Source organism: Umezawaea tangerina (genome assembly GCF_003002815.1).
Taxonomy (GTDB): Bacteria; Actinomycetota; Actinomycetes; order Mycobacteriales; family Pseudonocardiaceae; genus Umezawaea; species Umezawaea tangerina.
On sequence record NZ_PVTF01000005.1, the window covers coordinates 94,033 to 116,820 of the forward strand.

The following is a 22,788-nucleotide window of genomic DNA, read 5'->3' on the forward strand; positions in this document are numbered from 1 at the left end:
GCCCAACCCGTCGCGAGATCGCGGGTGCGCGGTCCCACGCCAACGCGGTCACCCGGACGCCCGCGCCCCGGTGGCGCGGCCGTCTCAGGCGAGCGTCGCCAGGAAGGCGAACCCGGCCGAGACGCGGTCCAGCTCGGGGGCGTCGGGCTGGTGCGCGGTGTAGTAGTCGCGCGCCCGGTGCCACCACCGGCGGGCCTCCTCGTGCGCGCCCATCTCCCGGTAGCACTCGCCGAGGTTCGTCGACACGAACGCGACCGCGCGGACGTCCCCGCACGCCTCGAACATCCCCACCGCCCGCCTGCCGTGCTCGACGGCTCGGGTGTACTCCCCCGTCAGGTAGTCGACGTGGCAGAGGTTCGCCTCGGCGAACGCCTCGGAGTCGAGGTTGCCGTACTCGTGGGCCAGTCCGGCGCTGCGCAGGAGGTGGCGGCGCGAAGCCCCGAGGTCGCCCAGTTTCGCGTGGCAGAAGCCGATCATGGTGTACGTCCGGACCGCCAGCCTCGGGTCCACCTCCGGACCGATCAGCTCGAGCACCCGCCGCGCGTGCCGCAGTTCGGCGCCGAAGTCGCCGTCGGACTCGTGCACGCCTCCCATGATGTAGTGCAGCGCGGCCAGTTGGTGGGCGTCGCCCACGCGTTCGGCCAGTGCCATCGCCTCGGGCAACGCGGCGCGGGCGAGGTCGGGCCGCCGGGCGATGACGGCGGCGCTGGCGAAGTGCCGGTGCGCCATCAGCGTGGCCACCGGGTCGTCCAGCCGCTCGGCGGCGGCCAGCGCGAGCCTCGCGTCGGCCAGGCTCTCCAGCAGGTGGCCGCGGCGCTTGCGCAGGTCGTTCAGCACGAAGGCCAGCTGCCAGACCCTGGTGTGCAGACCGAGTTCCACCGCCAGGCCGACCGCCGCCGAGAGGCACGCGTGCTCGGCGTCGAACCACCGCCAGGCGGCGTCGGCGTCCGCGTGCTGCTGCGGCACGCACCCGGCCACGGGCTCGCCGAGCTCGACCAGCTGCTTGACCGGTTCGACCACCCGGTCGGCCAGCGCGACGGTGTGCAGGTAGAAGTCCACGACCCGGTGCAGCGCCTCGGCGCGCACGGCCTCCGCGAGGCGGCGCCCCGCCTCGTCGGAGGCGAACAGCCGCACCAGGTCGTGCATCCGGTAGCGCCCGTCCGCGGTCTGCGCCACCAGGTTCGCCGACACCAGCGCGCGCAGCAGCTGCCGGGTCCGTGCGGGCGGCAGGCCCGCCAGCGCCGCGGCGGCGGCGAGCGCGATGTCCGGTCCCGGTGCGAGGCCGAGCAGGGCGAACAGGTCGGCGGCCGGTGGGGTGAGCATCCGCACGGACCAGGAGAACACCGACCGCAGGCTCAGCCCGGTCTCGCCGGTGTCCAGCCCGTCGAGGCGGTCCGCCTGGTCGCGCAGCTCCTCGGTGAGCAGGGACAACGGCACCTCGGGGTGGGCACGGGCGCGTGCCGCCACGATGCCCAGCGCGAGGGGGAGCCCGGCGCAGTGGCGGACGATCTCGGCCACCGCCTCCGGCTCCGCGGCGACCCGGTCCCGGCCCGCGACGAGGGTGAGCAGGTCGTTCGCCTCGGCGCCGGACAGCATGTCCAACCCGACCGGTCGAGCACCGTGGGTGGCGACCAGCCCGGTGAGCCGGTGCCTGCTGGTGATCACCACCTTGCACTCCCGCGTGCCCGGCAGCAGCGGCGCGACCTGCTCGGTGTCCGCCGCGTTGTCCAGGACGACCAGCACCCGCCGTCCGGCGATGGCACTGCGGTAGAGCCCGAACCGCGCCTGCGGGTCGCTCGGCACCGCGCTCGTGTCCACGCCCAGCGCCTGCAGGAACCCGAGCGCGGCGACGCTCGCCCGCACCGGCTCACCGGACGGGTCGAACCCGCGCAGGTCCGCGTAAAGCTGGCCGTCGGGGAACGCGTCCGCGTTGTGCGCCGCCCACCGCAGCGCCAGCCACGTCTTGCCGACACCGCCGATGCCGCTGACCGCGACCACGTCACCCGTGTCCGGTTCCGCGTCCAGCGCCGCCAGCAGGTCGACACGACCGGCGAACGACCGCGGCGCGGCGGGGAGCTGGCGTGGCACGGCCCGGGCCGGTGCCACGGGTTCGGCGCCCAGGACCTCCCGTTGCAGCTGTTGCAGCGCCACGCCGGGGTCCGCCCCCAGCTCCTCGACGAGCAGCCGCCGGATCCTCTCGTACTCCCGCAGCGCGTCACCCTGCCTGCCCGCGCGGTGGTGCGCGAGGACGAGCTGGCCCGCCACGCGTTCGTCCAGGGGGTGCTCCGCCGCCAGCCCGGACAGCTCGGCGACGAGCCCGACGTGGTCGTCGCCGCGCAGCCGGATGTCGACCAGGTCGAGCCGGGCGGCGAGCCTACGTCCCTCGAAGGCGTCGCGCAGCCCGGCGATCCACTCCGTGTCCAGACCCGCGAACGCCGGGCCCGTCCACAGCGCGAGCGCCTCGGTCAGCAACGCGGCCGCGTGCCGGTCGTCCGGCGCCGACACGGCTTCGGCGTGCAGGGCGCGGAAGCGGTGCAGGTCGATCGTCGCGGGATCCGCCGTGAGCTGGTACCCACCCGGCCGCTGCACGATGGCCACCCCGTCCACACCGGACAGCGCCACGCGGATCCGGGAGAGGTAGCTGTACAGGGCCTCGCGCGGAAGTCGCGGCGGATCCTCACCCCACACCCGGTGGGCCAGCGTGTCGGTCGACACGACCTGGTTCACGTCGACGAGCAGCGCCACCAGCACGCACCGCTGCCGGTGCCGGGTGATCTCGACCTCCCGCCCCGCCACCACGACCCGGAACCCACCGAGCAACCGGAACGACAAATCCCCCATATCCCCATTTCCCTCGGAGAACACCGGGCGAGGTCGGCGCACGCCCAACGCGACACCATAGGCCGGCGACGACCTCTACGGACGCGGGTTGGGCGAGTGGTTGTCAGCGTCGATGTAGTACACCCAGGTGTCGAGGATCAGCCCGGTGGTGATGATCGACCATGTTTCCTCGGCGATCTGACGGGCCTGACACTACCCAGGCGACTCGCCGGGTTCGATGCGCCCGCCCTGCGACTCCCCTCGTCGCTTTCGTTCTTCAGGAGTGGGGTGAGTGGCCTGCACCCGGGTCGTGGGTGTGCCAACTGGAGTGCCACCAGTCGTGGTGGCCGGGAGCTTGGTCCAGGTTGTCGTGCGGCGTGGTGGGCAGCGGATGTTGGTCACCGTGGTGATGGCCGTCGTGAGATTGACCGCCGGGCCCGTTGTGGTGCAAGTCGTGCCGGTGGTGGAGGTCTTGAGGGCTTGCGTGTTGGTGATGTGGTTCGGGGTGGTGGGGGTCGAGGTGGTGTTGGGCCCCGTGATGCGCCGTGTCGTGGTCGGGGTGGGATGCATGGTGGTCAGGGCGACGGTCGAAGGTGTCGTCGTTCACTTTGGACGAGTGGCCGTGGGATCTGTGGTGGCCAGTGGTGTGATCCGGCTCGGCGACCGTCCATTCCTGCACCTTCGACGACGCCGCAACGACGTGGCGGGCGGCAATGGCGATCTGGACCACGGCGATGGAGGGCAGAGCGTAGTCGCTCAGCGCTCGTCGGGTCGCGGTCTCGCCCCAGCGGACCCCTCCGGGGTGGGGGTCCGGCGCCGGCCCCGCCTTGGGTACGTGCAGCCACGCCTCGGTCGCGTAGTTCTTCTCCGGCACCGACAGCTCGACCAAGCGGAAGTCATCGGCCGTGAGACCTGGTGGATGCAGCGCGACGATCTCCTCGTGCAGCTGCGGTGTCAGGGCCACCACGAGATCGCTGTCCTCGGCGTCCTCCAGCGCCGCCCGCACACCGGGTGCGTCGAGCATTCGGTTGACCCGTACGATTCCATCGCCGAGGTAGCCGTTCGCCGAGCGCCGCAACGGGCTCTGGGTCAACGCGGCGCGCATCCGCATCCGACCGAACGCGCCGGTTACCAGGTTCAGGTGGTAGAGCCCGTCGCGCAGGCCGAGGATGAGGGCGGCGACCACTTCGGGATCACCCGCCCAAGCGGGGAAGACGACCAGATGCCCGTCCCCCTGTTCCTGCCGCTGCACCCGTACCTTGGTGACGCCGCACCGGCGCAACGCGTATCCGATCAGCCGCTGCAGCCGGTTCTGGGCGTCCCGCTGGCCCCGGTAGTTGTGGGTGCTGTACTTGCGCAGGTCCACTGAGAGGATCAGTCGGACCCGGCCGTCGAACATCAGGTCACCACCAGCTCGTCCACCAGGTCGCCGAGGTCCCTGATCGCACGCCGTACTGTGCGGTCGACCTCCTGGTATTCGGCCTTGCGCCGGTCGACCTCCTCGGCTCCCGACTCGGTCGCCTGCCTCGCCTCCCGCACCGACCGCTCCACCGCGGCGAGCCGGTTGGCCATGCCGGTGGAGACCGCCTCCTCGATCGGTTCGATGTGCTCCTCGGCGAGCTGGCCCGCAACCTTTCGCGCCAGCTCCGGCGCCTTGAGCCGCAGCTGCTTGGCCAGTTCTGCGCCCACGTTCGCGCGGATCTTCCGTTCGACCCCGCTGAGCCCGCTCTTGCCCTGCACCAGTGCTTGGACGACCAGCATGCCCGCCAGGGTGGGCAGGCCGAACGGGGTGAACATCCACGCCGTGTAGATCGCCAAGGTTGGCAGCAACGTGCGCAGTGCCTCCTTCGGACCGAACCTGGCACCGATGAGGCCACCCGCCAAGCCTCCGAAGGCGAGTCCGCCGACCGCACCGATGAACCGCAGCAGCGGTGTCTCCTCGCTGCTGTCGGTCATCGAGTCCGCCCGCGCGATGCCGCTGAGAGCGGTCCGCAGTTTCTCCAGGTTCGCCTCGAACGTGCACAGGCGGGTGTTGAGCTGCTTGGTGACGGCCTCCATCTCGCGCACGACCAGCGGCCCCAGGCGCTCCTCCGCCCACCGAACCATGCGTTCCTCGACGATGTTCAGCGTGCTCTGGGCGATCTCGGTCGCCGCGTTCTCAGCTCGTTCCTTGACCTTCCACGGCACCAGGGTCAGCGTGGTCTCCACAGGAGCCTCGACCGCGATGCCCTGCACTTCGCCCGCAATAGCCCTCAGCCCCTCGGCGAGCAGGGACTCGATCCGTCCCTCGACCATGGCCCGGTGGTTGGCCAGCTCGGCGGAGATCTGCTGCGCCTCCTTCTCCAGTGAGCGCAGCGGTTGCTGGGCCTCCTCCCACTTGCGCGCCAAGTCCTCGGACTTGACGTCGAGCAGCGCCAGCTGCTGCGGCACGGTGCGGTGCAGTTCCTGTGCCAAGCCTCGAAGCGTGTTGACCCTCGGCAGCATCTTGGCCCGGTGCCGGTCCCGCACGAGAAAGGTCTCCATCGCCTTCTCCAGTGCCTCGACCCCGGATTCGACGAACCGGGCCTTGTCCCCGGCCACCTTCGCGCGGAGCGCGCCACGGGCGTCGACGAAGAAGGTGCGGTCGGCGTCGGTGTCCTTCTCGCGAACCCCGGCGATGCGTGCCCGCGCATCGCTCATGACGGTGGCGCGTTCGTCCTCGTCGATGTCGTCGAAGCGGGTGAACACGAAGAACGGGTCGTGTGCCCTGAGGTGGTTCTTGAGGAACTGGGTCTCCGCCGTGCTCATCGACGCGATCGCATGCTGCACGAACACCACGGCGTCCGCGCGACGCAGCTCCGTCTGGGTGATGTCGTCGCGGCTGTTGTGCACGTTGAGTCCTGGTGAGTCCACGATCACCACGTTGTGCCTGCACAGCTCCAACCGCCAGAACACCTCGGCCAACCGGTACGGGTTGTCCTTGTCCGGGTCGGCGGTGTCCACGGTGATCCGGTTGCCCAACTCCTTGGGGTCGACCTCGACCGGAGCCGCCGTGGTGTCCGTCGGCCAGAGCCTGGCCAACCGCTGCTCCCTGTACTTGACGTAGGTGATCACAGCGGTGGTCTCGACCGCCTTGACCGGCAACACGGGTTCGCCGAGCAGCGAGTTGACCAGTGTGGACTTGCCGCGGTTGAAGTCGCCCACGAACATCACCCGGAACGCGTCGTCCTTGGCGATCTCGGCCTCTTCGGCGATGGCTTCCGCGTTGTCGCCCAGTTGGCCCGCGGCCCGCCCCAACTGCTCGCAGATGGCCAGAAGACGGTCCCGCTGGTCATCCGCGGCCGCGAAGCCGTCCGTCTGCGGTGCTGTGGACATCAGTTCCCTCTCTCGGAAAGGTCGGTGGCGGTACGGTCGAGATCAGCGCGGACGCGAGTAGCCAGAGCCTGCGTTGCGAAGGCGAAAGCCACCCAGTCAGTGGCATCCACGGGGTCGACTGCGGTTAGGACGTCCGCGTAGGACCGCTGCCACATCTCGTGGGAGCCATGGAGGTGCCCGACGACGTCGCCGTACAGTTCCTCGACGGTGGTGACGGCGGTCGCGCCGAAGGCGCTGATGCTCTCGTCCACGGTCCGCACAAGCAGCGCGTCGATCTGCCGCCTCTGCGACTCGGTGGCCGAGCGGATCGCCCTCTCCGCGATCAGACTGCTGAGCACGCTGAACCCGATGGTGTAGATCATCGGCAGGCGCGCGTGCCGGGCGGCGGCCACGAGGTAGCCCAGGGCGGCGCCACCTTGGGCACCCACCCTGGCGGCCAGGCGCAGCTTGCTCAGGTCGTCGACCGCGGCGGTAGGTTGACCAGGGGCGGACTCCAAGCCCAACGCGCGCGGCACGGGAGACGGGTGCGCCTCGGGCAGGCCGCGGCGGACCGCGGCGTCGAGCCAATCGGTGTCCTGGGACAGACGCGCGAGCATCGCGCGTTCGACTGCCTTGGCCATCACGGAGAGGTGCCAGCGGAGGCGGGTGGGCAGTTCCCGCTGCCACCAAGCGTGCGGGTCGCGTGCCGCCTCCAGTTCGTTCTGCAGGCTCGCCATGACGCTGGTGCGTTCCCCGTCCAGCAAGTCCTGGACGCGGCGAGCGGTGTCGAGCTGTCGCGACTGGACGCCGATGCGCAGCTCCGACCAGACCTGCTCCTCCTCGGCCAGATCCGCTTCAGCGCGGGCCGCGTGTTCGCGTTGTTCGGCCTCGGAGAGCCGGGCGAGCGCGGCGGCCTCCGTGGCGAGCCTGGCCATGGTGTCGCAGTGGTCGGCCACCGTCGCCGCGATCCGGCGGTCGCGCCACCTTCCGCGGTCGGCCTGTGTTGCCCAGCCGCCCACCAGCGACCGCAGGGCTGTTGCCCGATCGTCGTCCTCCTCCGGGTGCGGCGCAGTCAGGATAGGCAGCGCGCCGCGACCGGGTAGCGCGGCCAGCCGCTCACGCAGGTCGTCGACGATGCTGTCGCGATCGTCCGCATCGACCCTGTCGAGCATCGTCACGACAACCGCGATGTTCGGCAAGTGGCGGCAGAGCAGTTCTTCTTCCAGGAGCAGGCGTTCGGTGATGCCCAACGGTGAGATCGCCGAGATCACGAACAGCGCTCCGTCCGCCCCGGCCACCGACCGGCGCAGCCGCTCGACGTCAGGCTCATCGCCGCTGTTGGCACCAGGGGTGTCGACGAGTTCGAGGTCCATGTCGGTGAGCCAGGTACCCGCCACGTCGGCGACCACGCTGGACGGGACGGAGTCGCCGTCGGAGTCGTCCACCAGCAACTCGCGCCACACGGCCCGTTCATCCAGTTCCGCAACCTGCGAACTCTTGTCGGGCCATGTCAGCCGCAGCGCCTCAGCGTGGTCTACGCCGCGCACTGCGATGTCGACCTGCGCGCCAGGAGACTGGCCGGTGGGCAGCAGTTTGCGTCCGATGAGAGTGTTGACCAGGGTGGACTTGCCGCGGTTGAACTCGCCGACCACAGCCACTCGGAACGCAGGACGACCCCGCTGCGCAGCCAACGAATCCAACGCCTCGGTGATGGTGTCGAGGTGGTGGCGTTCGGCGAGATCGCGCGCCTCGCGAAGCCAACCCGGCAGCCGACGGGCCAGTGACGACCTTGTGGTCCGGGCGCGAGGACCAACGCGGCCCACGTCGGTCTCCGCAGACGTCGTCTTCTCGGTGTTGGTCTGTTCGGTGTTCATGTCGTTGCCCTTCCTACGACCGCTTCTGCTGGTGGTCCGCTCAGCGCTGCGCGCAGCCGCCCGATCTGCTCCCGACGCTCGCGCGCCTGTTCCGCCATCCGCGTGGCGGCGGTGATGAAGTCCGCCAACCGTTCCCGAGACCGCGCTTCCCGCCACGCCAGGTCGTCCACATCGGACAGCCAAGCCCTTAGGTAGGCAACGCGAATGTGGTCGACCCGGTCGGCGTGGTCCGCGAGGACGCGCTTCACCGCGGCTTCGACGATCACCGCGACCTCGGTCCGCACCTCGGCGACCACAGGGGTGGCCTGGGCGAGGAAACGGGTGCGCTGAGTCTCGGTACCGGGAATACCCACGACGCTGCCGAACAGGGCACCCAGCACGGTGCCGACCACTGGGATCGGGATCATCACGGTGCCCGCGGCGGCGCCCAGGGCCGCACCGCCGCCTGCACGGAGAGCGGCGGAGTTCGACAGCCTGGTGCCGACAGCGGTGAGAGCGTCGTTGACCTTGGTCAGGTCGGGCGCGGCAGGCGCCGCCGCGGCGACCGGAGGTGGAGCGGGTACGGCCGTGTGGGCGTCGGCCAAGCGGGCAAGCCGGGCGAACTGGTCGATGAACTCCTCGGAGAGAGCCGTCGCCGAGCACGAAAGCGCCTGGTCGATGCGGGTGATCACATCGGTGACCGCGGTGTGGGCAGCACTGTGCAGGCACTCTCGCACCGCCTCGATGGCCGCAGCCGCCATCTCGGCCGCGGTGGTGACCGAGCCCTGCTCCACAGCCTCGCGCATCCGGTCAACGAGGTCGGAGGCGAAGTAGCGGTGAGCGGCGGTGCCCCATGCAAGACTGACAGCGTCGACGCCAGCCGCCACCGCGTCCTGCGCCCACGTCGCGAGGAACGCCCGAAGGTCCGGGAGGGACAGCCCGGCCAACTCCTGCTCCGCCGCAGCCAGCCGCGTACCGCGCCGGACCGCGGCCTGCTCGACCGTGCGCAGCAACTCGGTGAGCAGACTCGACAACGTCGCGGCGATCGCCGCCTGCCTTCGTCGGGCGGTCAACGCCACAAGCCCTGCCTCGACATCGGCGAACGGCATGCCCGCGTCGGGTTCGTCGACCGTGCGCAGTACCGCTTGCGGCACGCAGGGGAACACCACGGGCTCCTCCACGCCCAACTCCCGCAACCGACGCGCGGTCACCTCCAGCACCTCGGCGCGCTCGTGCGGTTCCACCATGTCGATCTTGGTGAGCAAGAAGGCGCAGCGATCGCGGTGGTCCCGCAGCGGTCCGGACAGGAATTCGGCCAGCGTTCGGGACATCGCGGCTACCGCAGGGACGACCACGAGCACCAGGTCCGCGCTTTCGGCGGCGGCGACAGCCCGTTCGCGGTGCCCCGCGTCGTCGACGCTGAAGCCGGGGGTGTCGGTGATGGTGACGCCATCACCGAGCAAGGGGGTGGGCCAGCACAGTTCGAGGTCGTGGAGACCGTCGGCGGCATCGGTGGTGAGTGCATGGCGCAACGCGCTCGCCAAGTCCTCGACCCAACAGGTGCGACCGCCGGTGAGACGGGCTTGGGGGCCGTGTCGGATGGTCAAGGTGGTACGGGTCGCGACGAGCGCGGACGAGGGCAGCAGCCGCTGCCGCAGGAACGCGTTGAGCAGCGTGCTCTTGCCACTGGAGGTCTCACCGAGTACCGCGATGTGCAACTCCGGGTCGCCCATGCGCGCCCGCACCCGCGCTACCGCGGCATTCGCCCACTCACTGCGCCCACGCGGCAGGTCGACCTGCCCGAGTGCGGCGACGATCCAGTCCAGGTGTTCGCCGTACTCACGCGGTCCTATCACGCCCATCCCCCTTCCCTCACCCGAACCACCCGATCATCTGTCTATTGAGGACACAATGACATCCGACGTTGCACCTTTGCCGGCAAGCGCGGATATCGAGTACCGTGCCGGCTTTCCCCGCCCTACCTCGAAAGATGCGATTTCGACCACGACAGGGAATCCCCGTCGTGAACATTCGACTGCACTCGACCGGACGCCTCAGCGAACTCGAGCAAGAGTGTTCGCCGGATGCTGACAGCACACAGCTCAACACTGTGAACAGCGAATACATCCGATCGAAGATCCTAGGCGGGCGAACCCGCAACATGACTCACCGTGTCCGCAACGCCCTATCAACCACGTCCCTTCAACCGTGCCCAGGATGCCCCCGAACCTAACCGCCGAAGACTCAGCTTCCGTCGTTTCGATCCGAACATCCGTTACAGCCAAGAGAAGTCCGCAGAACTGCGGCTCAAACAAGACGTCTCCGCCGCCATGTCATGAGATGTAACGACAGCGACGTGATTCGCGAACTTCGCGGTGGAGAAAAAGCGCAAGGCTGGACGAGAGGGCGTGGCGCATGGCGTTAGGCGGTCCAGGCGGCGATTTCGGTGAGATCGCCGCCTTTGCGAACGAGGTTCGCGAAGCAGTCGAGTCCGTCTTCGACCACGCCGAGCTCCACGACGAGAGGGAGCGGGTTCTCGGTCTCGCACGGTCGCTGGCCGACAACGCTGTGTGCGAGGTCTCGTACGGCGTTTTCGCAGAGTCGTCTGCCGGCAAGTCACTGCTGCTCGGGGCTCTGCTGGGCAACCCGTTGCTGCTGCCGGTGGACAGCCGCACCGTCACGTGCAACATCACCGAACTCCGGTTGCGCCCGGCGGCCGTGCGAGTAGCCACCATCGTCGGAGCGCGGGTCGAGTACCTCAGCGACGATGAGGTGCACGACTACGTCCGGCACTTGGCCCACAAAGTGGGGGGCCTGGTCAGAGGGGCGGGCGGTGACCTTTCCACCGTGCAGGACATCACTTACAACTGGTCCGGCCTGCACCGGTTGCGGCAGGTGCTCGACACTCCGGAGTCTTTGCGGTTGCCACCGAACGGGTTGGTGGATCTGCGCACCGAGGTCGACGAGATGCTAAGGGCGGAGGAATCCCTGCGGGCCCGTGGCGTCAACCCTGGTGCGACGGAAGACCTGGTCACCCCTGATGGCTTTTTCGACGCCGCAGCGATGAGCGCGCTCATCGACCACGGTGAGCCTGGAAACGGGGGTACGCAGCGCGCGGGTGAGCAGGCGCTGGTGCGCAAGGTGGTCGCCGAGGTGGAGATCCCCGTCGACGTGTGGGAGGCCGCCAAGCTGTTCGGCGCCGCGGTGAAGCTGGTGGACATCCCCGGTTCGCTGAGCAGCCGTCGACCAATACGCGACGAGTACCTACGAGTGCGCGAGCTCGACACCGTCGACACCGCGCTGTTCTTCCTCGACTCCCGCCCCGGCAGCACCCATGAGTCTCGCGCCCTGCAAGACCTGATGAGCTCGGGAAAGCGGGACGGCGACCTGCTCCGCGACGCAGTCCTCGTGGTGGCTGCCAAGTTCGACCTCATCCCCGAAGTACCGGGGCTCCTGCTCGATGAACCTCCGGTCGACGCAGAGGAGACGGCCGTCCTGAGCCGCTCGGTCGTGTTGCAGCAGCTCGTGACGGCATCCAGGAACTTGCTACCGCCCGGCCACGACGAACGAATCTTCTTCGTCTCGCCCTACGTCACGATGGCACTGGCGGACGAACTCGACCTCGGTTGGGACGCAGACCAGGTCGTCGCACACTTGCGCGCGAGTCAAGAAGTGACCTCGGCACGTGACAAGGCACTTCGCTGGCGCGAGGTCGGGCACGTTCCCGGTCGGCTGGGCGAGGGGCTGACGGCGTTCACCGTCGATGGTGGCCTGCGCCGCCTCCGCGACGGCATGACGAGCCACGCCGCGCACCACGGGGTCGCCCAGGCACTTGACCGGTTGCGCCGCCAAGCGGACGAGCTCGGCACCGCCTTCCAGCGGTTGGAGCGCCATCGCGTGGACCTCGGGCCGGTACCGACCGGGGACGACGATGTCCGACTGCTGTTCGAGCGCGTCCTGGGCGAGCTGGCCGACCGCGTCACGGAAGCACGGAAAGCGCTGCCAAGGCGACTGGCCGACCCCGAAGCCCTCCCGTCGATCGGCGCCTCCCCCGGAGAACGGGTGCGCCAGTTGGCGGAGCGCACCGTGTACGACTGGCCGGAGTGGAAACAACTCTTCGAGAACCTGACCGACGGCATGGTGCGGGTGACAGCTTCGAAACCACTGGGCGACATGTGGGCGGACTTGTTCGACGATGCTGCCGCACCCGTTTTGGTCAAGGATTTCGAGGGGCGGTACCGCGAAGCCTGCGCCGAGGTGGCCACTTCGTTGACGAGGCTGGTCGAGGACCGTGTGGAGACCTACCTGGACGAAAGCGCACTGATCACCTCGGGCCAACACGACCTGATCGGCAGTGTGCTCACCGAGTCGGTCTTCCGACGGCTGGGCCACGACCTCGGAGGCCGCAGGCTCGCGGTCGCGGTCAACGCGCTCTCGCACCTGGAAGTGCTGGTGGGCAACGTCCGCAAAACGCTGTCGACCACGACCTCCGAAGTCGATGACCGCTACTTCCCCCTGGACCCGACGCGCGCACTGCCGTGGCACCAGGACTCGCCACGACGGGGCAGCGAGTCCTATACCGGCATCGGCCAGGTGCTGCGGCTCCGACAGACGATGGTCGACGCCGTGATCGCCGCGTGCCGCAGCACCCTCGCCGCAGTCCTCTCCACAGCCGCCGACCAGCTCGAACGCGATCTTCGTGGGTTGGAGAGAACGTTCGGAACCATCAACCAGGACTCCGTGCACTGGATCGCTCTTGTCACCGAGGCACGCCGCGCGGACGGCACTGAGGAGATCGTGCGATGACCCGAACCGGATCCGAAGAGCACGACAGGTTCTCATGGCCGCAGAACCCGTGGTGGTCCTCACCCCCGACCGAAAACCTGAGTGACCCGGAGCATCCGGCTCCGGAACCTGAAACCCGCGGAGTGCGGACCGCTGACCGCATCAGACCTGGCTACGGCGGAAGGGCCGCCTTCGACCTGGGCACGACCACCTCCACGGTGACGGTGTGGGACCCGCAGGAGGCGACCTACCCATCGCTGTCGCCGGTCCAGCGGCACAAGCTCGCCGACGCGTTCGCCGACCTGTTCGACCAGGAACCTCCTGGAGGCAGCGGTTTGCGGATCGCGTGGCGCGAGTTCGGGTGCAGCGTGGCCGACAAGCTGTCCCCGGTGCCGGGGCGGGTCGAACGGGTGGGGACGGCAGAACGGCTGCGCACCAGGGACGGGCACCGCACTGCTCTCGACACCGTGATCACCGAGTTGGAGCGGGCTTGTGTGAACGGCACATCGGAAATGCGCCGGTACCTCACCCCTCAGTTGGCCCGGTGTTACCGGGAAGCACTCGCTGTGCCACCGCTGGACTCCCTGCGCTATCACCGCGCGTACTTGGAGGGCCGGACCCACGACGAACTGCCGAGCGTCGTGTGGGACACCCACGAGCAGAACGCCAGGCGCTTCCGACTGGGCAGCAGACCGGAGTCGGACGGGCAGCTGTGGGAACCGGTCGCCTACCGCGGGTTGAAGCAGCAGCTCGGGCGGCGTACACCCCGCCAGTTCGGGTCGTCCGACGGCCCTACCCTCGACCAGCTGATGACCGGTGCCCTGAACGACCTCACCTACCGCACCAACCGCTACCTCGAGAACTTCCGGACAGAACTCAACCTGATCCGCGGTGAGCTCGTCGACGTGGTCCTCACCTATCCGACGATGGCACCGTTGTCGGCTCGGAACAAGTTGCGGTCCATGATGGGCCAAGTCGGGATCCTCACCCTCGACACGAGCTTCGACGAGGCGGTCGCCGCCGCGATGTTCTACGTCCTGCGCTCGGTCGGCGGGCGCACGGACATGGCCGTCGAGTCGTTCTCGTCCCGGTGCGATCCCGTCCCCGGCGAGAACCTCACGCCCGACGGACGCCCCACGGCTTGGCAACAGCACGTCCTGATCGTGGACGTCGGCGGGGGTACGGTCGACATTGCGCTGATCAGACTGGGTCTGCGCGATGAGACCGACCGCACGGCCCCCGGTGCGGACTCGCCGCATTACGGTAGGTACTTCCGACTCAAACCGACCCTGCTCGGTACCACCGGGGACAGTCAACGCGGCGGTGACTTCGTCACGCTACAGGTCTTCCGGTGGATCAAGGTGCTGCTGGCGAACCACGTGCTGATGTCCTCCCCGCGGGTGGCGGAGTCGGTGCGCGACCAACTGGGCAGGCGGTACTTCGACGCCTACGACGTGTACTTGCCGGACAAGCTGGTCACTTCGGCGCTGGACGTCCTGTCGGACCTGAGCCAGGCTGCCGCGGCAGCGGGCCACGTAGTGCCCACCCAGTGGCGGGACACCACCCCTGGCCTTCGTGGTTCTGCCGCCGAGCGCGAGCAGCTGTTCACCAAGCTCTGGGAGATCGCGGAACAGGCCAAGATCGACCTGGGGGTGCACGAGACGGTCGAGGTCGACGACATCGCGCTGCGGGCGGTGTTCGACTCGTTGCGTGAGATGCACGAAGCGGTCGGTGGCGAGTCGCTCACGGCGCCGCGGATCTTGCTGCGGCAGCAGGACTTCGTCCACCTGCTCGAACCGGAAATCCGGCAGACCATGAACCTGGCCGCCGACCTGGTCGCCACGCGCCTGCCGAACGACCAGCTGCACCAGGTCGTGCTCACCGGACGGGGGTCGCTGCTGCCGCAGGTCCGCGCCCAGCTCGTGCAGGCGCTCTCGAGGTGGTTCACGGAGGAGCCGGTGCCGCGGCCGGTTCCCCCGATCCTGAGCTACGGCGACGCCTACGCCAAGCACGCGGCGTCCATCGGCGCCTGCTGGGCATCCACTGTGGACCGCAGGACTCAGGAGAACGTGCGAGCGCGGTTGGCCGACGGCGTCACCTGGTTGACAGTGGAGGTGGACAACCTCTTCCGCTCGATGCCCGCCGCGTTCGTGGTCCCGGCCGCGGCCGAGATCGGACCGAGTGGTACGACGCCGCTGTTCGGCATGGACGCGGAGCTGCGACCAACCGAAGCCGGCGGCGAACCGGTCGTGCGAGCCGGATGGGTGCAGTACCAGAACCCGTTCCGGGTGGACCGGCTCAAGGCGTTCGAGATCTCCCACCAGTGGGCGTACCTGCGGTTGGAGGAGTTCTTCAAGGTGGAGGAACTCGATGGCCACAAGTTCGGCCCCGCACTGGCCCGCGAGCTCTTCGTCCAGGTCGAGGCGTCCGCAAGCCTGGAGATGTGGGCACTGGTGTGCCGCGGCGGGGTCCCGGACATCACTCTCCCCCATGCATCCACGTCGATGCGGCTGGTTGAGCCCGTTGATCGGTTCGACGTGGTACTGGACGACGTCGTGGCGGATCCCACCATCACCGGCTTCATGGACGACTCCATGCCAGAGCCCGTGTTCACCGCGGGTGATGCTTTCGACTGCGTCCTCGTGGTGGGCGGAAGCCGCCGCCGTGCCAAGATCAGTGGACCTCTGGAAGTCCCGCAAGCCCACGGATGGCGGTTTCACAGATCAACCGGCGGCAACTACGCCGAGCCTGTCGTGATCCCGGCACCTGACTGCGCAGACGGCTTGCGCCACCACGCGGTGCTCGACGAGACGGGGATCCTCCACGTTGTCGCAGGGCCGCCGCCCTACCGTGCAGCGCAGAACCTCCAAGAGCTCCTCGACTCGCCTGGTTCGGTCCTGCGGCTGATGATGACCTCGGCCGAACCGGACTACCAGTCGCAGAGCGACCCGTTCACCGGACTCCAATGAGCAGCCACCGGTGCTTGGAGGAGGTGCTGCGAGCCGCGCTGGACGGGTCGTCGGCGACTACGGCCCGTGCGGCTGTGGCCGGTGCGGTGGCCGCTCTGCGCAGCGCGACAGACGCTCCCGACGACGTGACCAGAGCAGCAGACCTGCTCGCGTCACTGCTGGCGGACGACCACGATTCGAACAGCTCCGACCCGATACCGATCGTCAGCCCTGGTCCGGTTCAAACTCTGGCCGCGACTTTCGAGGCCGACCCCGAAGTCTCGGTGTGGCTGGGCGACACGGCGGTGAGCACCACTGCGGAGGGTACGACATGGGAGCGTCTGTGGTTGTCGATGCTCCGGCTGCCACCCGACCTCGCGGATGCCTGGCGGCGACGAGCGCGAGCCTTGCCCCGTGACAACGCGGACCTGCCGTGGCAGGAGGTTCCGGGTACCTCCGAGGTGCTCGTGGAGCCGGGGTTCGGGGTCCCGGGACTGCGGGAGTCGTCCGATGCCCTTCCACTCGGTGCGGAAGCCCTGCCGGACCGGTTCGCGGACCTGCGCGCGGTGGCAGGTCAGGTACTCGCGATGGCCGGGCACGACCCGGCCCTGCACCATGCCCTGGAGAGCAGGCGACGACAGGACTTCCACTCCCTCGCCGAGCCGAAGAACCTCAAGGACTTCAGGCGCGACGCCGCCAACCGGTTCTCCTACCTCGCCGACGCCCCCGTGGGATCAGTGCGCGAGCTGCGTGAACTGGTGCTCGTCGACGAGTTGCTCAACTCGGTGGTCCACGTGCCTCCCGCGCACCCCGAGAGCTGGTGGGGCAGGCTTGGGAAGCGATCTCGCGCGGTGCTCACCGAGTCGGCGTCCGCGTTGCGCGGAGGTCCGGACGTGGTCGAGGTCCGGGTCATCCCGCCGGGCCCGTTCGACGCTCAGCGCGCCTGGGTCGGCAAGCACAACCTCTCGTGCCCGGTCCCCGGACGTCCACCCAGCCAGATCCTCGCCTGCCTGCGCGTCCACCTCCGCGCAGGTGGGGAGGACCATGCCGGCCGGGTCATCTACGTCCGGGACGAACCATGAGGATCCTTTTCCTCGGCAGGTCCCGGGTCGGGAAGACCTCGGTGATCGCACGAGGACTCGCCGAGCTCACGCTTCTCCTGGGTTCACGCACCACCGTGGACGACCGAGTGCGGCTCGGCCGGGTCCGACGGGCCGTCGATCGAGGGCGCCCTCCCAGACCAACGCGTGGCCTCCCGGTCTACCGAACCCGGCTGCGTGACAGGACGTGGCTCGACTGCGCCGACCACGACGGCAGGCTGCTGGAGCGCTCCGCTGCGGACGAGCGGATGCTCGCCGCGCCCTCCATGGCCGAGGCGCTGGTGCTGACTGTCGACGCGCCGTCGTTGACCAGGGTCTCGGCGTCAAGTGACGTGGCACGCCTGGCCGTCGTCGTACGGCGGTGGATCCACGAACGCGGTCCTTCGGGTACGGAGCCCTCGCGTCTGCTGCCTGTCGTGCTGGCGATCACGCACATGGACCAGTTGGACAAGAACAAGACCCTCGAGGAGGTGGTGGCGCTGTTCGACCCCCTACGGGCGGTGGGCGCGACGAGCTCGCGGATCACCGGGCTCACCGTGTCTGTCAACGCGGGCTCACCCAGTGGGCACTGCGCGTTGCCGCTGTTGTGGGGGCTCCGCCACGGCATACCCGCGATGGCGAATGAGGTCACTGCCGTGTGGCCCGTCGGCCCGCTACCGGCTTGGTCGTGGGGTAGCAACGGATTCGACCGGAAGAGGGCGACTTGGCATCCATAACCGTGACGATGTTGGGCGCTTCCGGGTCCGGCAAGACAACATACCTCCACGGCATGTTCACGCAGCTCGCACGCGGGTCGGGCGACTTCGGCCTGTTCGAGCGCGATCCCGACCTGGAACTGGATCTCATCGAGGGGTGGCGGGCGCTCGCCGAACACGGCGTGGTGCCCGAGGCCACGGATGAGAACCCGCGGTTCTACGAGTTCGTCCTCCAGCACCGCGAGCACACCGCGGCTACCATGAGCTGGGCCGACTTCCGCGGCGGAGCCCTGTTCACCCGTTCGGACCAGCACAGCGACGTGCTCCGCCTGCGTTCGCGGCTGATGGAGTCGGACTCCATCCACCTGGTCCTGGACGGCGGCACGCTCGCCGAAGCCCGGCTCCCGCACGACGTCCCCCGTCTCGCGACCACGCTCGGCGCCGAACGCATGTCGACGCTGGTCCGGGGCGTGGTCGACGCGCGAGCAGCACAAGGGCTCGCGCTGCCGTCGATCGTCGTGCTGATCACCAAGGCCGACCGGATCGTCAACGCTGCCCATGCCAACGGCGTGCCGCACGACAAGCGGCTGGCGGAGGTCATCGTGGCCGTCATCGACATGCTGCCAGTCCTGAGCCGGACGAGGCTCACCGCGATGGTGTGCCCGGTGCAGGTCGGCTGGTTCGGCGAAGCCGAGCACAACATCGACCCCGCGCGCGTCGACACCCAACGGTTGCACCAGCCCATCCTGTTCAGCGCGCGGCACCAGCACTTCACGGAGGAGTTCCGCCAACGGGCGGTGATCACCAGGCTGACCGGAGAGGTTGCCGCGCGGCAAGCCGAACTGGACGCCCTGCTGGTGCACCCGTTCCGGCTCCCAGGCAGGCGCTCCAAGGTGGAGTCCTCGCTGCGGGAAGCCCGGACTCGGCTCGCCGCCGCGGAACACGCCCGCGCGACGGCCGCCTACTGGTCCTCCGTGCTGGCCAGCAAGATCGACACCGACGTACCTATCATCCACGAGGGCAGGCACGTTCAAAGGGGCTCGGCATGACCGACAACACCTGGTCGCCCGTGGTCTACGCACGCATCCCCGCACACGACAACTGGTGGCGAACCGTACCGAACGGCACCAGCATCCCGGTGTCAGGCTGGTTGGCCACGGTCGTGCACGCCGTTGTGCAGGGCGGCCGCGACCTGCGTTTCGGTCCGCGCTTCCTGCTGGCGCGCCGTGATGGGTGGTGTGTGGTCGGCGTCGCGTGCCAGGCCGCCGAACTCAGCGACTCGATGCATTCCGACGGCGCACGGGAACTTTACACCTTCGTCGGTTGGCACGGCACCGGACCCCCACCCGAACTCACCACGCTGCGCAAGCACTTCCACACCTGGGCAGGCGTGGAGTACCACCGCTGGATGAGTCCGGTGTGGACGCATTCGGCAGCGGAGTCCGTTTCCCCGCAGATCGTTCAGTCCGGACCAGCACCGTGGCCGCTTCCCTTGACCGCTGATCCCCGCTCATCCGAGTGCCCACCGCCGGAACCCGCAGTAGTGCACGTCTGGCCGGAGGCGCAAGCCGACCCGCTGTGGCGAGCGGCCGCCATGACTGACGGGCTCGTTACCGTGATCGGCCTCCGAGTGACCCGATCGACCATGCAACCCGGCATTACGCATGCCACGTCAGCCGACACGACCGACCGGCGAAGAATTCCCACCAGCCATGTCGACCACAGCGCCGCGCCCACCAAGACCTCCCCGAAGACGAGCCGCATAGCCCGCCTGGTGGTCGACCTGGTGCGTCGCCGATCCCGCTGATGACCTCGACCGGTGTCCGCCGAGAACAGCACCTCGATCGACCAGAACACCACCACCGGCTCGGACAGCGACAACAGCCCTGCGGCAGGCCCAGAACCCGCCATCGGCATATGGACCTGCTACCGGAGCTGAGTAGTGGCCTCTTCCGCATGGACCGTGCGGCGGGATCCCGCTGAGTGGTGTGGACTCCTGTCATCCGCGCCGGATATCGCTGCTGTCGATGAGCCGTAGCGCGGCTGCCCTCGCAGCCAGTCGCGCGCAGGAGTGACCGGGGCGAGGAAGAACGGCAGGCTCACGCTCGAGATGGCCTCCAACAGGAGCTTCTCGGGCTGGTGCAGGTGGACCGTGGCGAGTCCCATCCCGGCCTGTTCCGCGACCCGCCGGTGTTTGCCCCGAGTGGACAGTGCGCGAGTGCGGGTTTTCGGCCCTGTGGTCGACGAGCGGGCTAACCACGGGGGCTGCCCGTTTCGCGGTCCCACAACAACTCCGCCAGCTGTGCGACCGCCTTGTCCCGGTGCCGCCGGTAGGTGTTGAACGACAGGTGCAGCGAGTCCGCCACGTGCTCCTGGACGCCGACCGGTCGCAGGAACGTGCGGTCGACGACCACGCCGAGCTCGGGCTTCAGCGCGGCGGTGGCCTCGGTGAGCAGGTCCCGCAGGGTCTCGGTGGGCGTGCGGTCGGCTCGGCCGTCCTCGCGGACCATCCGCGTGCGCAGCAACGGGTTCGACCGCAGGAGCTCCGGTGTGCGCAAGGCGCGCAGGGCGGAGCGGACGGCGTCGGTGAACTCCGGTCGGGACAGCACCGCTTCGGCGAGGACCTGCCCGGCGGGTCGGGTCGGGGCGCCGATCCGACGGGCGTGCAGCACGTCGGCCATGCCCACGACGCCGGTCCGGCGCCAGTCGTGCGCGAACACCGGGAACCGCGTCCCGCCGACGGTGTAGTCGGCGGCGGCCCAGAAGTCGAGGGACTCCATGGCGGGCGTCCACAGCTCGGCGTCGGCGAACGCGCCCACGAAGCTCCACGCCATGTCGTCGCCGACCAGGACGTCCAGCATCTGCCACGCGACGAACAGCGTCAGCGACGGTGACGGGCGTTGCCCGTGGTCGCGGTCGAGGAAGAAGCGCCAGGCGCGGACGCGTTCACCGGAGCGCGGCGGCCCGTGGCGCTCCGCGTACTCCCACATCGCGTCGGCGCCGGGGTCCACACCGGAATCGGCCGCGGTCAGGTCGAGGCACGCGCCGAAGCCCCGCGGTTCACCGGTCTCGGCGCGGAAGACCCGGAAGGACTCGGGCCGGCGCCGCATCCAGTGCGCCACCAGCTCGGCCTGCTCGCTCCCCTGCCACTCGGCGGTCATGGCGGCGATCGGTGCCCGGTCGCCGTCGCGCAGCCCGTCGGCGCGGGTCCGCATCGGCGGCGGCAGCGAAGCCAGTGCGGCGTAAGGGGACCGTGCGCCGTTCAGCACGACGGTCAGCACCACCAGGTCCAGCCGCTCGCGCTCACCCGCGGTCGCCCGGACCTGGTCGTGGAAGAACGCGAGCTTGCGGCGGTACAGGTCGGCGTACCGGACTGGGTCGCGCCAGCGCAGGTCGGCGGTGATGGCGTCGCGGACCACGTCGTGCGGGTAGAGCCCGTAGGGGGACTCGTCGACGAACGCCTGCGTCCGCAGCCAGGCGAACAGCTCGCCCGCGTCTCCGTCGGCCAGCGCGCGCAGCAGGTCCTCGGTCGTGACGGCCGACAGCGCGCACACCTCCAGCGCCGTGCGGTGCCGGGTGCTCGGCACCTCGTCGACCAGCTGCGCCAGCAGGGCGCCCACCACGTCCGGCAGGTCGTCCAGGGTGCGCGGCACGGCGCCGCGCCGCACGGCGTCCACCATCATCGACAGGGTCAGGGGATGACCACGGCTGATCTTCAGCAACCGGTCGTGCAGATCCGGCGGAACGCCCTGGGCGGTCAGGTGAGCGCGACCGTCCTCAGTGGACAGGTTGCCGAGCGCGACGACCCGCGTCACCTCCCGCCAGGCCGGGTCCGCGCGCCACCGCGGTCCGGGCCCCCGCCTCCCGGCGATCACCACCAGGCAGGACGCCGGGAGCGACGACAGGTAGTGCTCGCGGATCCAGTCGTCGACCGGCTCCAGCAGTTCGTAGGTGTCGATCAGCAGCACCGCGAGCGCGTCGTCGGCGAGGACGGGCAGCGCTCCCCGCCCGAGCGCCAGGTGCCGGGCGTCGACCCGCACCGGCTCGAAGCCCTTCTCGGCGGCCAGGTCGGCGAACACGTCGAGCAGCGCGCTCTTGCCCACCCCGCCGACCCCGTGCACGAAGATCACGCCGGGGGCGCCCAGCGCGTCCCGGAACACGGCGGTCTCCTCGTCCCGGCCCGTGAAAGACCGCCGCCGCAACTCCCGCAGGGTCTGCCCGAGTGAGGTCACGCCCCGACTGTAACCACCGCCGCCGCCACGAGGTTGGGCACCGGATGGGCACCGGACCGGGCTGGTGGTCGCGCCCCCGCCCGGTGACGATCTTGCCGCGAGCACCTCGCTCCTCCCACCGACGAAGGACATGACCATCGTGGACCACAACGCTGCCGACTTCCCGACCAACTGGGGGCGCTGGGGCGGCTCCGACCAGCTCGGCACCATCAACCTGATCACCGCGGAGGCCCGCGCGCGCGGCGCCTCGCAGGTGCGCACCGGCGTGTCGGTGTCACTGGCCAGGAAGACCCCGACCGCACCGCTGATGGGCGGGCCCATGGCGGGCCTGCGGGCGGACACCACGGGCGTGCAGACCATCATGTCGTTCACCGGCGCGCCGCCGCTGGCCATGGCCGAGCTGATGCTCATCACGACGCACCACCCCGAGGTCACGCACCTGGACGCGCTGTCGCACATGGTCGTGGACGGGCAGGTCTACCCCGGCATCCCCCGGTCCGAGAGCTCCGGGCCCGCCGGGGTGACCCACGGCGCCGCGGACGTGTTCGCCGACGGGATCGTGACGCGGGGTGTGCTGCTCGACCTGGCTCCGGGCGGCAAGCTGCCCGACGGGCACGCGGTCACGGCGGGCGACCTGGAGGCCGCGGAGACGCGGGTGGGCGTCGAGGTGACCTCGGGCGACGCCCTGGTCGTGCGGGCGGGCTGGGACCGCGTCCCCGACCACGGCCGGGCGCTGCCGGGGATGACGTCGGGCGCGGTCCGCTGGATGCACGAGCGCGGGATCGCCGTCTACGCCGGGGACATCGGGGACGCCTCTCCCCCGTTGCCGGGCGACTTCCCCGGCGCTTTGCACCGGTTGGGGTTGGGCAGGCTCGGCCTCGTGCTGGTCGACGGTGCCCGCAGCGAGGAGCTGGTCCCGGTCTGCGAGGAGCACGGCCGGTACACGTTCCTGTTCGCGGCCGCCGTTCCCCGCATCCTCGGCACCACCGGCCTACCGGTGAACCCGCTCGCCGTCTTCTGAC

13 protein-coding genes are annotated in these 22,788 nt (G+C 69.6%); 7 read left to right on the top strand and 6 right to left on the bottom strand.

The features are described 5' to 3' along the window. Window positions 1–84 precede the first annotated feature (84 nt). From CLV43_RS17990 to CLV43_RS18010, 5 genes are all read right to left on the bottom strand, one after another. Window positions 85–2,841, bottom strand: a complete 2,757-nt coding sequence (locus CLV43_RS17990) for an AfsR/SARP family transcriptional regulator (RefSeq protein WP_106188374.1) — start codon at window positions 2,839–2,841, stop codon at window positions 85–87. Between the two features lie 256 nt (window positions 2,842–3,097). Then, window positions 3,098–4,219 carry a hypothetical protein gene (locus tag CLV43_RS17995; protein WP_106188375.1) on the bottom strand — a complete coding sequence of 374 codons (1,122 nt, stop codon included), beginning with the start codon at window positions 4,217–4,219 and terminating at the stop codon, window positions 3,098–3,100. Beyond that, complete coding sequence (locus tag CLV43_RS18000; RefSeq protein WP_106188376.1) at window positions 4,219–6,174, bottom strand: dynamin family protein; 1,956 nt, start codon at window positions 6,172–6,174, stop codon at window positions 4,219–4,221. Before CLV43_RS18000 ends, CLV43_RS17995 begins: the two co-directional genes overlap by 1 nt. Continuing rightward, on the bottom strand, window positions 6,174–8,027 hold the full coding sequence (locus CLV43_RS18005) for a dynamin family protein (protein ID WP_106188377.1): 1,854 nt from the start codon (window positions 8,025–8,027) through the stop codon (window positions 6,174–6,176). The genes CLV43_RS18000 and CLV43_RS18005 overlap by 1 nt, the downstream gene beginning before the upstream one ends. Continuing rightward, on the bottom strand, window positions 8,024–9,868 hold the full coding sequence (locus CLV43_RS18010) for a dynamin family protein (protein ID WP_106188378.1): 1,845 nt from the start codon (window positions 9,866–9,868) through the stop codon (window positions 8,024–8,026). Before CLV43_RS18010 ends, CLV43_RS18005 begins: the two co-directional genes overlap by 4 nt. Before the next feature lie 553 nt (window positions 9,869–10,421). Between CLV43_RS18010 and CLV43_RS18015 the strand changes: the two genes are divergently transcribed. The 6 genes from CLV43_RS18015 (at window position 10,422) to CLV43_RS47115 (ending at window position 19,341) form a co-directional block, all read left to right on the top strand. Further along, window positions 10,422–12,812: a P-loop NTPase family protein gene (locus tag CLV43_RS18015; protein WP_106188379.1), complete on the top strand. Its 2,391-nt coding sequence runs from the start codon at window positions 10,422–10,424 to the stop codon at window positions 12,810–12,812. Window positions 12,813–12,934: 122 nt separating this feature from the next. Further along, window positions 12,935–15,760 carry an acetate and sugar kinases/Hsc70/actin family protein gene (locus CLV43_RS18020; RefSeq protein ID WP_106188380.1) on the top strand — a complete coding sequence of 942 codons (2,826 nt, stop codon included), beginning with the start codon at window positions 12,935–12,937 and terminating at the stop codon, window positions 15,758–15,760. Between the two features lie 386 nt (window positions 15,761–16,146). Continuing rightward, window positions 16,147–16,821 (top strand): hypothetical protein, encoded by a 675-nt coding sequence (locus CLV43_RS47110; RefSeq protein WP_146174794.1) that lies wholly within the window; start codon window positions 16,147–16,149, stop codon window positions 16,819–16,821. Continuing rightward, the gene (locus CLV43_RS18030) at window positions 16,818–17,555 is read left to right on the top strand and encodes a hypothetical protein (RefSeq protein ID WP_106188382.1); all 738 of its coding nucleotides are present in this window, start codon (window positions 16,818–16,820) and stop codon (window positions 17,553–17,555) included. The genes CLV43_RS47110 and CLV43_RS18030 overlap by 4 nt, the downstream gene beginning before the upstream one ends. A 53-nt stretch (window positions 17,556–17,608) precedes the next feature. Continuing rightward, the gene (locus CLV43_RS18035; RefSeq protein WP_106188383.1) at window positions 17,609–18,583 is read left to right on the top strand and encodes a hypothetical protein; all 975 of its coding nucleotides are present in this window, start codon (window positions 17,609–17,611) and stop codon (window positions 18,581–18,583) included. Continuing rightward, window positions 18,580–19,341, top strand: a complete 762-nt coding sequence (locus CLV43_RS47115) for a hypothetical protein (RefSeq protein ID WP_146174795.1) — start codon at window positions 18,580–18,582, stop codon at window positions 19,339–19,341. The genes CLV43_RS18035 and CLV43_RS47115 overlap by 4 nt, the downstream gene beginning before the upstream one ends. 445 nt (window positions 19,342–19,786) lie before the next feature. Here CLV43_RS47115 and CLV43_RS18040 read toward each other — a convergent pair whose 3' ends face one another. Then, window positions 19,787–21,766 (bottom strand): ATP-binding protein, encoded by a 1,980-nt coding sequence (locus CLV43_RS18040; RefSeq protein ID WP_106188384.1) that lies wholly within the window; start codon window positions 21,764–21,766, stop codon window positions 19,787–19,789. Window positions 21,767–21,896: 130 nt separating this feature from the next. Here CLV43_RS18040 and CLV43_RS18045 point away from each other — a divergent pair, with 130 nt between their 5' ends. After that, window positions 21,897–22,787 (top strand): cyclase family protein, encoded by an 891-nt coding sequence (locus CLV43_RS18045; RefSeq protein ID WP_106188385.1) that lies wholly within the window; start codon window positions 21,897–21,899, stop codon window positions 22,785–22,787. Window position 22,788 lies beyond the last annotated feature (1 nt).